8 protein-coding genes are annotated in these 12,959 nt (G+C 64.5%); 5 read left to right on the top strand and 3 right to left on the bottom strand.

Annotated elements, in window-relative coordinates; genetic code table 11:
• Positions 1-242: 242 nt before the first annotated feature.
• The gene (locus tag BLR25_RS06705; protein WP_143009789.1) at positions 243-1,418 is read right to left on the bottom strand and encodes a methyl-accepting chemotaxis protein; all 1,176 of its coding nucleotides are present in this window, start codon (positions 1,416-1,418) and stop codon (positions 243-245) included.
• Between the two features lie 587 nt (positions 1,419-2,005).
• On the opposite strand from BLR25_RS06705, the gene BLR25_RS20925 reads away from it, so the two are divergent.
• A complete protein-coding gene (locus BLR25_RS20925; RefSeq protein ID WP_176785776.1) occupies positions 2,006-2,812 on the top strand; it encodes a flagellar brake protein in 807 nt (268 codons plus the stop codon).
• Between the two features lie 24 nt (positions 2,813-2,836).
• Here the strand turns inward: BLR25_RS20925 and BLR25_RS06695 are convergent, their stop codons facing one another.
• Positions 2,837-4,630, bottom strand: coding sequence for a sensor histidine kinase (locus BLR25_RS06695; RefSeq protein WP_176785775.1), 1,794 nt, complete (start codon positions 4,628-4,630; stop codon positions 2,837-2,839).
• A gap of 342 nt (positions 4,631-4,972) precedes the next feature.
• Here BLR25_RS06695 and pruA point away from each other — a divergent pair, with 342 nt between their 5' ends.
• The 4 genes from pruA to putA all read left to right on the top strand — a co-directional run bounded on the left by pruA (position 4,973) and on the right by putA (position 12,392).
• Positions 4,973-6,604: an L-glutamate gamma-semialdehyde dehydrogenase gene (pruA, locus tag BLR25_RS06690; protein WP_091935728.1), complete on the top strand. Its 1,632-nt coding sequence runs from the start codon at positions 4,973-4,975 to the stop codon at positions 6,602-6,604.
• Positions 6,605-6,737: 133 nt separating this feature from the next.
• A complete protein-coding gene (locus BLR25_RS06685; protein ID WP_091935726.1) occupies positions 6,738-8,024 on the top strand; it encodes an MFS transporter in 1,287 nt (428 codons plus the stop codon).
• 255 nt (positions 8,025-8,279) lie between these two features.
• On the top strand, positions 8,280-8,756 hold the full coding sequence (locus tag BLR25_RS06680; RefSeq protein WP_091935723.1) for an Lrp/AsnC ligand binding domain-containing protein: 477 nt from the start codon (positions 8,280-8,282) through the stop codon (positions 8,754-8,756).
• 21 nt (positions 8,757-8,777) lie between these two features.
• Positions 8,778-12,392, top strand: coding sequence for a bifunctional proline dehydrogenase/L-glutamate gamma-semialdehyde dehydrogenase PutA (putA, locus tag BLR25_RS06675; protein WP_091935720.1), 3,615 nt, complete (start codon positions 8,778-8,780; stop codon positions 12,390-12,392).
• A gap of 33 nt (positions 12,393-12,425) precedes the next feature.
• On the opposite strand, the gene BLR25_RS20920 is transcribed toward putA, so the two are convergent.
• Positions 12,426-12,893: a hypothetical protein gene (locus BLR25_RS20920; RefSeq protein ID WP_143009787.1), complete on the bottom strand. Its 468-nt coding sequence runs from the start codon at positions 12,891-12,893 to the stop codon at positions 12,426-12,428.
• Between the last annotated feature and the right edge of the window lie 66 nt (positions 12,894-12,959).

Genomic DNA, 12,959 nt, shown 5'->3' with positions numbered 1-12,959 from the left:
CGGACGCGAAGGGCTCGCGGCGCGGCGGCGCGTTCAAGGTCCTGATCGATATGCAGGTCGAACGCCTTGTCCAGGCGATGGCGAGTTTTTAGGGCAGACCGCGTTGTCTCAGCCGTATCAGGAGTCGCTGACCCCGGTGTTGGCGGCCAACTGGAAATAGGGCGGCGTAGCGCTGTTGCATGAAAAAAGGGCCGGCGGCGTCTGCCGTCGGCCCTTTGTCCTTGACCGGTTATGCCGGTGTCTCAGACCTTGAAGCGCCCGACCAGGGTCTTGAGGTCGGCGGCGGCGCCGGCGAGGCCGGCGGCGCGGTCCTGGGTTTCGCGCGCGACCTGGGCCGAATCGACGATGACATCCGAGATGTGGTGCATGTTCGCAGTGATGTCGGCAGCGGCGGCTGACTGCTCTTCGGAGGCCGACGCCACCTGGGCGACACGGCCGATCAACGGGCCGATCTGCGTCTTGATCGTTTCCATCGCCTGGCTCGACTGGCGTACGTCGGCGGTGCCGCTTTGCACGCTGGCGCCGCTCTTTTCCATGGCGCCGGCGACGTTCTTCACGTCGTTCTGCAGCGAAGCGATGATGCCCTGGATTTCGCGTGTCGCGGTCGAGGTCCGTTCGGCGAGTTTGCGCACCTCGTCGGCGACGACGGCAAAGCCACGGCCCTGTTCGCCCGCTCGCGCCGCCTCGATCGCAGCATTGAGCGCGAGCAGGTTGGTCTGGTCGGCGATTTCGCCGATCGCGACGACGATCGTGCCGATCTTGTCGGAGTTGGTGCCGAGGTCGCCGACCGCTTGCGTGGCGCTGGCGACCATCGTTTCGATTTCATGCATGACGCCGTTCATGCGCATCACCACGGCTTCGCCGCTCTCGGTCGCCTTTTCGGTTTCCGACGCTTTCTGCTTCATGTCTTCGCAGCTTTCGGAGATCGCTGCGATGATCGAGGAAAGCTGATCGACGGCGGTGGTGACCGAACGCGATTTGTCCGAGGCTTCGTCGGTGCCTGCCGCCATCTGTGCCGACGAGGCGTTGAGCACGGTGGAGGTCTCGGACAGCCGCTCGGCCGCGCGCTGGATATCGGCGATCACGGTTTTGAGGAACTGTTGCATGTCGTGCATGGTGTTGAGGACGGCGCTGAACTCGGTCTTACGCTTTGCCTTGACGGTGTTGGTCAGATCGCCCTTGGCCATGTCGCGCAGGTAGCCGGTGATGCGCAGCAGCGGTTCGAGGATCGAGGCGATGCACATGCCGGTGGTGATGCCGCCGGTGACGAGCGAGACAGCCAGCACGGCGTAGAAAGTCTCGGCCTCGGCATGGCGTCCGGCCAGTCCGGTGGCGACGATCGCCAGGCTGTAGAGGCCGCCGAGGGCGATGATACGGCCCCTAATGGTCAGGCTGCGGTAGAACTCGTATATGAACATGGGAAGGCCTCGTGGGGTCAATGGACGCTGGGGCGTAATGCCGATGGTTTCAGGCGGCGATGATAGAAGCACCGCGGACGAATGGCAATATGCAAGAAGCCTAGCCGCGGCATATGTCGCGGAGAGGCCACCGATGGCGATCGCCGCGGTGGTCGTGGGGGATGGGTACTGCTGCCCGCCTGCGTCGCGTCGGTCACTGGGGTGCTGGCTGGAAATCCCCGAGTTTTCGGGCGCTTGCGGCGATGCTGTGTTTGTTACGGACAGTACGATACAGCTGCGGCGGCCGCGCGCGAGAATGATGTTGGCACACGCCGAAATCCATTTCGGGGCCATGCGGGACGTACACGTGTCGGCGCGTCGGGCGCCGGTTTGAGGGGGGCTGCCTGGCGCGTTTCGGCGGGCGTCTGCCCGCCGACGTAGCGACGATTCGTGACGGCCTGCGTGAGGTCGCGCGGCTTTATTGGCGTAAATGACAAGGAATGGCTGCCACTTATTTGCACAAGTTGGTCGGAACAATTTGTATGTCATGGGGTCAATGCAGAACTACAATGGTGTGGAAGCCTTCGCTGACGGAGACCTCACGCGTTATGCCGACTCTCAATTCCGAAACTGCGGCTGTCGATGCCGCCACGTTGGGCACTCTGGCGCCCGAGACGGCGACCGGTGCGTCGCAGGAAGTATCGAGCCTCGACTTCGGCAGTGGCAGCGGTATTGCGGACGACATATTCAGTTTCGAGGCGATGCGCCTCAAGGTCGGCGACCGGATCCAAATGCAACTGCCGCCGCGTTTCGCGAGCGAGCGGGTGATCGTCCGGCTGATCGGTTATCTCGCGCCGCACAGCCTCCTGGTCACCCCGCCGCGCGACATCGACGGTTTTCGTCTGCCGATCGAGGAGAGCGAAGCGGTCTTCGTCCGGGTGTTTGCGAACGAGAATGCTTTTGCCTTCGAGTCGGTGGTCAGCAAGATCGTCCGGCTTCCTTTCGATTATCTGCATCTTTCCTTCCCCACCCAGGTGCGCGGCAGGAATGTGCGCAAGGCGCCACGCGTCAAGACGCGGATCATCTGTTCGTTTTCCGGCGCCGCACAAGACGGCGACAGTGCGCCGGGCGTGCTTGTGAATCTGAGCGCAAACGGCGCCTTGCTTGTTTCTCGCGGCGATTTTCTGTCGCGAGGCGATCAGCTCCGGCTGAGCTTCCGGCTCATGATCCACGGCATCGAGGTGCTGATGAACCTGGAGGCCGTCGTGCGCTCGCTGATCGCCGACGAAAGCGCGACGCGCCAGGAGACCTCCTATTTCGGGCTGGAATTCGTCAATCTGACGCCGACCGACCGGATGACGCTGCAGAGCATGGTCTATCAGCAGCTCATCGAGCAGCCGCAGGCCATGGCCTGACGCTGGCGGCGCCTTGGCGGCGGTTCAGGCCGCCGCTTTCCTGAGGCGCAGGGTGAACCAGAACAGGCTGCCGGTGCCCGTCCGGCTGTTGCAGCCGGCGTCGCCGCCCATTGCCCGGGCGATCTTCCGGGTCAACGCCAGGCCAAGACCGAGGCCGCCATGTTCGCGGGTCGACGAGTTGTCGACCTGTTCGAACAGCGAAAACAGGCGCGGAATATCCGTTTCGGCGATGCCTTGGCCGCTGTCCTCGACTTCGATGCGGATCAATACGCTGCGTTCGTCTTCGGCCTGCGTCAGGGCGCGCACCGTGATGTGTCCGTCGTGGGTGAAGCGGATGGCGTTGGAGAGGTAGTTGTCAAGGGCGCGCTGGATGCGGGTGGTGTCGCCGACGAGGTCCGGCAAGGGCGAGATGTCACCGACCTCGAGCGTCAGCTGCTTCGCGGCGGCGGCGGCGCGTTCGGCGTCGATGGCGGCGCCGATCAGTTCCGGCAGGAGCACACGGTCTTCGGCGAGTTCGACCGTGTCGGCGTCGAGTTGGGTGACTTCGAGCACCGTCTCGATCATGCCGGTGAGGTGGTGTCCGGCCCGCATCAACTTGTCGAGCCGATCGGTCTGGCCCGGTGAAAGCGGTTCGCGCCGGATCAGTGCGGCCATGCCGAGGACATGGTTGAGCGGCGTGCGCATTTCATGGCTCATGTTGGCGAGGAAGGCGCTTTTCGCCCGGCTGGCGGCTTCCGCCTCGTGGGCGCGGACGGCCAGCTGTTCGTTGAGTGCGTGACGCTCTTCCAGCAGCCGGCGCAATTCCTTTTCGAGCCGGGACAGTTCGGCGAAATTGCCCGCCAGCGTTGCCTGGGCGCGGTAGTTGCGATAGGCGGCGAGGCCGGTCACGACGATGGCGAGCGCAGCCAGTCCGATAATGATCAGGATGTTCTGCTGCCAGCTGCCGAGGTAGTCGTGGGTGGCCAAGCCGACGATGACGTAGAGCGGATAGCCGGCGATGCGGCGGAAGGCGTTGCTGCGCTCGACACCGTCGATGGCCGTTGCCGCAACGTAGCCGCCGCCGAGCGGATGCGCTTCGACGGCGCGGCGCAGTGCGGATGACACCTCGCTGCTGCCGACGGCATTGCGCGTGTCGGGGTAGCGGTGGATGAGCGCGAGGTCGAGCGTGCGCAGCGTCGCCGCGCCATGCGCCCCGAGCGAGGCCGGCGACAGGATGGCTTCGAACTGCCGGGTCGGCACCGAGGCGTAGATGGTGCCGGCGAACGTGCCGTCCGGATCGCTCAGGCGGCGCGCGAAAATCATCACCCATTCGCGCGTGACCGGCGAGAGGACCGGTCCGCTGACGACAAGCGCATTTTCGCCGCCTTGCCGGCTGCGCAGGAAAAAGTCGAAGTCGCCGACCAGCACCGGTTCGGCGATGCTGATGCCGTCACCGAAGCGGATGCGGCCGGCACGGTCGGCAATGCGGATCGTACCGAGCGTTGCCGAAGCATTGCCGAGACTGCCGAGATAAGCGTTGAGCTGCGCGGCGATGCGACTTTCGGCGACCGCCCGCGATTCGTAGAAGAGGCGTCCGGCCTGCAGCGCCACGTCGATTTTCTGGATGGCGTTGCCGGTGCTTTCCGCAAGCAGTTCGGCCATGTTGGCCGTGGCGATCGAGGCGCGTTCCAGGTGCCGCTGCTTCTCGAACCAGAAGGCCGCCGCGGCCAGGCTCAGGACGATGGCGATGATCGTCAGCGTGCCCAGCAGATAGGACAGGCGCAACGTCTGGGTGTCGGTGTTGGCAGAGAGTCGGTCGCTTGGGTTCGGATTTGACATGACTGGCTCCGTGCAAAGCGTGGGCAGACAGCGCAGTTCGCCCAATTGTAGCTGCTGATGGCATTTTATTTCCATGACTTTCGAGTATCGGCCGGAGGCTGTCAGGTGTCTCCGGAACAGGAACGTCCTGCGGGATTGTCTTTGGAATAAAAAACTGTTTGTGCGTCAAAAATAAGTACAAACAACCATAAAAAATCGTTGCGTTATTTATTGTCAACCAAGAAAATATAAAAACACAGTTAACGATGCTGTTTTTAATGCGTTTGCTGGATGTCTTGACGGCCGATGCCGGCGCGGATAGCGGAATTCACCATTCAATCAGTCAGGAAGGATCACAGGGCAATGAACAACGCGTATTTTCAGATCAGGTTTCCCCAGAACGAGCCGGTGAAGGCGTATATGCCGGGCTCGCCCGAGCGTGCTGCGCTCAAGGCCGAACTCGAGGCGCAGCGGATCGCGCCGGTCGAGGTGCCGCTCATCATTGGCGGTCGGGAGATTTTCCTGGAGCAGACGGCCGACATCGTCTGCCCGCACGACCACCGTACCGTGCTTGGCCGTTATTCGGTCGCCGGCGAAAAGGAATTGCAGTTGGCAGTCGAGGCCGCCGAGGCCGCGCGCGCGACATGGGAAGCCATGCCCTGGGAACAGCGCGCGACGATCTTCCTGAAGGCGGCCGATCTCCTGACCGGCAAGTACCGGGCGAAGATGTCGGCGGCCTGCATGCTCGGCCAGAGCAAGAACATCTACCAGTCGGAGATCGACAGCGTTTGCGAACTCGCCGACTTCCTGCGTTTCAATGCCTACTATCTGCAGGAGATCTACAAGCAGCAGCCGATCAGCCCCGATGGCTTCTGGAATCGCGTCGAGTACCGTGCGCTCGATGGCTTCGTTGCGGCGATCTCGCCCTTCAACTTCGCCGCGATCGGCGGCAACCTCGTGTCGGCGCCGGCGATGGCCGGCAACACGGTGATCTGGAAGCCGTCGTCGACGGCCGTCCTGTCCAATTACTACGTCATGAAGCTGTTCATGGAGGCGGGGCTGCCGGCCGGCGTCATCAACTTCGTGCCGTGTCGCGGCGTCGATTTCGGCCGCGTCGTCATCAACGATCCGCACATGGCCGGTTTCCATTTCACCGGTTCGACCGAGGTGTTCAACGGCATCTGGAAGCAGGTCGGCGCCAACATCGACAAGTACGTTTCCTATCCGCGCCTCGTCGGCGAAACCGGCGGCAAGGACTTCATCTTCGCCCATCCCAGCGCCGACGTCGAATCGCTGGTCTGTGCGATGCTGCTCGGTTCCTTTGAATATCAGGGGCAGAAGTGCTCGGCCGCGTCGCGCGCCTACATTCCGCAGAGCCTGTGGGAGGCCGTGCGCGCCCGTCTGGAAAGTGAAGTCGCCCAGGTCCGCATCGGCGACGTGCGCGACTGCACCAATCTCATGAATGCCGTCATCGACCGCAAGTCTTTCGAGAACATCCGTTCCTACATCGAGTTCGCCGAAGCGTCGAGCGATGCCGAAGTCATCATCGGCGGCGGCTGTGACGATAGCGTCGGCTATTTCGTCGAGCCGACCGTGATCCTGGCCAGGACGCCGAGCTTCCGGACGATGGTCGAGGAGATCTTCGGGCCGGTGCTGACCGTGTATGTCTATCCGGACGAGGAACTCGACGCGACGCTGCACGCTTGCGACACGGCGACGCGCTATGCGCTGACCGGCGCGATTTTCGCGCAGGACCGTCAGGCGGTTGTCGACATGGAGCGTGCGCTCAGTCATGCTGCCGGCAATTTCTACATCAACGACAAGCCGACCGGCGCCGTCGTCGGGCAGCAGCCGTTCGGCGGCAGCCGCGGTTCGGGCACCAACGACAAGGCGGGCAGCGCCGTCAATCTGTATCGCTGGCTGAGTCAGCGTGCGATCAAGGAGACGCTGGTGCCGCGCACGGTGGTCAATTATCCGTACATGACGGCGGAGTAAGCGCGCGATCACGGGGAAAATACCGCCGGCGCTCGCCCGCCGGCGGCAAGGGAAAACAAACGGGTCAGCAGTACTTTCGACGTTTTCAGGCGCCTGCGGGCGTTCCAATTCTTATCGATAGGGGAATGGGTCCATGGTTTCAATCAATAGCGAGCAAAAAAAGGCGCTGGCGGCGAGTCTCTTCGGCGCCGCCATCGAGTGGTTCGATTTCTTTCTGTATGGCACGGCGGCGGCATTGGTCTTCGGCAAGCTGTTCTTTCCGAATTCCGATCCGGCGGTCGGCCTGCTCTTGTCCTACGTGACGTTCTCGATTCCGTTCTTCATCCGTCCGTTCGGCGGCGTCGTCTTCGCGCACATCGGCGACAAGCTCGGCCGGCGCAAGTCGCTGATCCTGACGCTGAGCCTGATGGGCGGCGCGACGGTGCTGATCGGATGTCTGCCGACCTATGCGCAGTGGGGCTTCTACGCGCCGGCGGCGCTGATGACGCTGCGGGCGATCCAGGGACTCGGCATCGGCGGCGAGTGGGGAGGCGCCTTGCTGATGGCCGTCGAGAATTCGAACAAGACGACCAAGAGCCTGTTCGGCAGCGTGCCGCAGATGGGCGTGCCGCTTGGCATGCTGTTCGGTACGGCAGCGCTCAATTTCGTCGGCAATCACGTCACCGAAGCCGAGTTTCTCGAATGGGGCTGGCGCCTGCCGTTCATCAGCAGCGCCGTCCTCGTCGCCATCGGCCTGTGGCTGCGCTTCCGCATCAACGAGACGCCCGAGTTCGAGGAAGCCAAGAAAAAAGGCAAGCAGGTCAAGATTCCGCTGGTCGAGACGCTCCATCATCACTGGCGCGAGGTCTTGCTGGCGATCGGCCTGAAAGTGGTGGAAACCGCGCCCTTCTACATCCTCAGCACCTTCGTCATCACCTACGTCACCAAGAGCCTTGAATTGCCGAGGAACGTCGTGCTGACGGCGATCACCTGGGCGACGATCGCCTGCATCATCATGATCCCGCTGATGGGCCTGATCGCCGACCGCGTCGGACGCCGCCGCATGTACGGCTGGGGCGCCTTCATCATGATGCTCTATGCATTCCCGTACTTCGCGCTGCTCAATACGAAGGACCCGGCCCTGATCAGCGTCGCCACGGTCGTCGGCCTCGGCATCATCTGGACGCCGATCACCGCGGTGCTCGGCACCCTGTCGGCCGAGATCTTCGATGCCGAAGTCCGCTATACCGGCGTCACGCTCGGCTACCAGGCCGGCGCCGCGCTGGCCGGCGGTACCGCGCCGCTGATCGCGACCTGGCTGATGCTGCAGTACGGCGGTTCGTATGTGCCGATCGCGATCTATTTCATGGTCACCTGTGCCATCTCGCTGTTCGCGATCAGCTGCGTGCGTCGGCATCGCAGCCAGGTCGGACATTCCTAGGCAACTCTCCGCCGCCTCCGGTCGTGATCGGAGGACGATCGGCGGGCGGATTCGCGGGGCCGGCTGTCCGGGCCCCGTTTTTTTTGCCGGGAATAAACGATTTGTTTTTAATAAACTCCAAAAAAATCGAAAAATTCAGTGGAATTGTCTTTTTATAGGCGCTATAGTCTTTTCATAGTTCTGGTAACGCCAGTTTTTTTAGTGATGTGTTTTATCCGCCGTGTCTGTCGGCCGGCGCCTTAAGGGAGTCTCCGCATGCGCAAGCTCGATCGCACCGATATCGAAATTCTCGCTATCCTCCAGGAAGACGGCAAGACCACCAACGTTGCCCTGTCGAAGCGGATCAACCTCAGCGCGACGCCCTGTCTCGAACGCGTCAAGGCGCTTGAAAACGACGGGCTCATCACCGGCTATTCGGCGAACCTGTCGGCGGCCCAACTCGGCCTCGGGCTCACCGTGTTCATCGAGATCCTGCTCGACCGCACCTCCGAGGACGCCTTCCAGAAATTCCGCGCGGCCGTGCTGGGCATCCCGCAGATCCAGGAATGCCACATGCTGACCGGCGGTTTCGACTACCTGCTCAAGGTGCGCGTGCCGGACATGGCGGCCTACCGCAATTTTCTCGGCGACGTGCTGGCGAAGGTGCCCGGCATTCGCGAGACGCACAGTTATCCGGTGATGGAGGAGGTCAAGGATTCGTCCGCGATCAGCCTCGATCATTTGCGCGGCTAGCCGCTTTCCAGGAGTCCCTTCATGCATCAGGCATTGGAACGTTTGCGTGCCCGGATCCACGACACGGTGCGTCGCGACGAATCGCTCTGCGTCGCCGAGTTGATTGCCGCGTACCGGCAGCGTCCGCCCGAGGCCGCGCGCGTCGCGGTGCAGGCGCGCCTGCTGGTCGAGGCGGTGCGCGCGCAGCGCCGGCAAGCCAGCGGCGTCGATCATCTGATGCATGAATTCTCGCTGTCGAGCGAGGAAGGCGTTGCGCTGATGTGCGTGGCCGAGGCGCTGCTGCGCATCCCCGACGCCGATACCGCCGACCGCCTGATCCGCGACAAGCTGGCCAAGGGCGCCTGGGGGGATCACCTCGGCGGCCAGCCGTCGATGTTCGTCAGCGCTGCCACCTGGGGCCTGCTGATTACCGGCAAGCTCGTCGCCACGCGCAGCGACGAGGCGCTCGGCAATGCCTTGACGCGACTGATCGCGCGCTGCGGCGAGCCGGTCATCCGCAAGGGCACCGAGCTGGCCATGCAGTTGCTCGGCCGCCAGTTCGTCATGGGCGAGACGATCGCCGCCGCCCTCGAACGCAGCCGGCAGAACGTCGCGCGCGGCTATACCCACAGCTTCGACATGCTCGGCGAGGCGGCGCTGACCGACGCCGATGCCGAGCGCTATTTCCAGTCATATCTCGACGCCATCGAGGCGATCGGACGGGCCAGTCGGGGCGAGGGCGTCGTCGCCGGTCCCGGCATTTCGGTCAAGCTCTCGGCCCTGCATCCGCGCTACACGCGCCTGCAGCGCGAGCGCGTCATGCGCGAGCTCTATCCGAAGCTGCTGATCCTGGCCGAACGCGCCTGCGACCAGGACATTTCACTGACGATCGACGCCGAAGAGGCGGATCGGCTCGAACTGTCGCTCGATCTCTTTGAACAGCTGGTGGAGGCACCGCAGCTGGCCGGCTGGCAGGGACTCGGTTTCGTCGTCCAGGCCTACCAGAAGCGGGCGCCGGCGGTGATCGACTATCTCGTCGCGCTGGCCCGTGCGCATCGCCGCCGGCTGATGGTGCGGCTCGTCAAGGGCGCCTATTGGGATAGCGAGATCAAGCGCGCGCAGATCGATGGGCTGGTCGATTACCCGGTATTTACGCGCAAATTCCACTCCGATCTCTGCTACCTCGTCTGCGCCGGCAAGATGCTCGACGCCGCCGAGTCGATCTATCCGCAATTCGCCACGCACAACGCGCAGACGCTGTCGGCGGTCAGCCGGATGGCGGTCGAGCGCAAGATCGAGGCTTTCGAATTCCAGTGCCTGCACGGCATGGGCGAGGCGCTCTATGACAATATCGTCGGCCCGGCGGCGCCCGGGCGGCGCTGTCGCATCTACGCGCCGGTCGGCAGCTACGAGACGCTGCTGCCGTATCTGGTTCGCCGGCTCCTGGAGAACGGATCCAACAGTTCCTTCGTCAATCAGATCGTCGATGAGGCGGTTTCGGTCGACGCGCTGATCGCCGATCCGGTCGCGCATGCGATCGCCGTCTGCGGCGAGCGGCATCCGCGCATTCCGGTGCCGCCGGCGCTCTTCGGTACGGCGCGAAAGAATTCGCGTGGTTTCGATTTCGCCGACGAGCGGGCGCTGGCCGGGCTCGAGCGCGGGCTCAGCGAACTGCGCAGTATCGGCTGGACGGCGGCGCCGCTTGTTGTCGGAGCGCCCGCAGGCGAGGTCTCGTCGCGTCCGGTGCTGAATCCGGCTGACCGACGCGATGTCGTCGGTCAGGTCGTCGAGGCGACGGCCGGCGAGGTTGAGCAGGCGCTGTCGGCGGCGTCGGCGTTCGCCGCCGAATGGGCCGGGCAGGACGTCGCGATGCGTGCCGACTGTCTGCGCCGCTGCGCCGACCTGCTCGAGAAAAATGCCGTTGCGCTGATCAGCCTGGCGATCCGCGAAGCCGGTAAAACCCGCGTCAATGCCGTCGCCGAGGTGCGCGAGGCGGTCGATTTCTGTCGCTATTACGCCCGGCAGGCGCAAGCGAACCCGGCGGCGCCGGCGAATTCCGGGCCGGTGATCTGCATCAGTCCGTGGAATTTCCCGCTGGCGATCTTCGTCGGCCAGCTCGGTGCCGCCCTGGTCGCCGGACATCCCGTGATCGCCAAGCCGGCCGGGCAAACGCCGCTGATCGCCGCCTTCGCCGTTCGCCTCTTTCATGAAGCTGGCATGCCGGCGGCGGCCTTGCAGTTCCTGCCTGGCCGTGGCGATGTCGTCGGCAATGCGCTGGTCGCCGATGCGCGCATCGCCGGTGTGGTGTTCACCGGCTCGCTCGAGGTGGCGCGCCGGATCAATCGGACGCTCGCCGAGCATCCGGGCGAAGCCTTCCTGATCGCCGAAACCGGCGGGCTCAATGCCATGGTCGTCGATTCCTCGGCGCATCTCGAACAGGTGGTGCAGGACGTCATCGCCTCGGCCTTCGACAGTGCCGGCCAGCGTTGCTCGGCGCTGCGCCTGCTCTGTGTCCAGGAGGATATCGCCGGGCGCCTGCTGGCGATGCTGAGCGCGGCGATGCAGGAACTGTGTCTCGGCGACCCGGGGCGACTCGACGTCGATGTCGGCCCGGTCATCGATGCGCCGGCGCAAGCGCGCCTGCAGGCGCATGTCGATGCTTTCGTCGCGCGCGGCGGCTTGCATTTTTCGCTGCCGCTGCCCGAGGCGGCCGCGCAGGGCAGTTTCGTCGCGCCGACCTTGCTCGGGATCGATACGCCGCAGGATCTGCGCGAGGAAGTGTTCGGTCCGGTGCTGCATGTGCTGCGCTTCCGCCGGCCACAACTCGGCGACTTGATCGAGGCGATCAACGCAAGCGGATACGGCCTGACCTTCGGCATCCAGAGCCGGATCGAGGAGACCATCGACTTCGCCGTGAAGCGCGTCCGTGCCGGCAATATTTATGTCAATCGCAATATGATCGGTGCCGTCGTCGGCGTGCAACCGTTCGGCGGCGAGGGACTGTCGGGGACCGGTCCCAAGGCCGGCGGTCCGCTCTATCTGCCGCGCCTGGCCGGCTGGGCGGCGGGACCGGCCGAACTCGGCGCGCCGGCCGAGGGCGCCGTGCCGGTGGCCGAGTCGCTGATGCAATTGAACGAGTGGGCCTTGCGCACCGGACGCACGCGGCTTGCGCAACTCTGCGGCGATTACCGCGCGGCCAACCTGGCCGGGCATGGTCTGCGTTTGCCGGGACCGGCGGGTGAAGCGAACCGGCTGAGCTTCGTGCCGCGCGGAGGGGTGGCCTGTCGCGCCGACGATGACGCGGCGCTGCTCGAACAGATCGCGGCCGTGCTGGCGACGGGCAACGTCCCGCTGCTTGCCGACGATGCGCTGACGCAGTCGGTGCGGGCGCTGTTGCCGGGGCCGCTCGCGGCCATCCTCGTCGTGCGTCCTGAACCGCTCGACGAGGCGGCGCTGGCCGCTGTGCTATTCGCCGGCAAGGCCGCCGATCGACGTGCGCTGGCGCAGGCGTTGGCCGCGCGTCCCGGCGAGATCGTGCCGCTGCTGACGGTCGGGCCGAGGGGCTATCCCTTGGCGCGCCTCGTCAAGGAGCGCGTCGTCTCGGTCAATACCGCCGCCGCTGGCGGCGATACCGGGCTGATGATGCTGGGTGACTAAGAGCCTATTTCGGTAGGGCCCGCAGGCCATCGCTCAGCCTTCGAGAAGATCTGTGTCGGCGCCGCTGCAACCGACACACCAGTCGCCGCTGCGCGGGCGGGCGTTTTCCGTGCGCGCCGGCGTGCTACTCGGTGCTGGCGCGACGGTGGGGGTGAAGCGGCGGGCGGACAGCGGTCGCGGCGTCTGGCTCGATGCGGGCGGTGCGCCGAACATGATCCAGTCATCGGACCAGGCGGTGTTCATTGCCGTGTTGACAGCGGCGTTCGCGGCGCTCCTGCGCGGTGTCTTGCGGTTGGGGGTTGCCTCGGCGACGAAGCGGCGCACGGCGGTGACGATCGCCGTGTTCGGGTCGGGGTGGGCCTGACTTTCCATAGGGTGTGTTCTCAATTGACCGCAACCAACGCTCAATTGAGAACACACCCTAAGGACTTCGATCAGGCGGTAGTAGAGACTGCCGGACAGCGAGACCGGCAGGCAGATATCGGGCGATTCGTATTTCATGACGTTTCCTTAGGCGATTGAATCCCGGTGTCGCGGCATTCGCCTGTGCCCGGCGGCGACCGGCGC

This window comes from Propionivibrio dicarboxylicus, assembly GCF_900099695.1.
In the GTDB taxonomy this organism is placed as follows: domain Bacteria; phylum Pseudomonadota; class Gammaproteobacteria; order Burkholderiales; family Rhodocyclaceae; genus Propionivibrio; species Propionivibrio dicarboxylicus.
The sequence above is the reverse complement of the archived record's forward strand: the minus strand, read 5'-3'. Positions and strand labels throughout refer to the sequence as shown.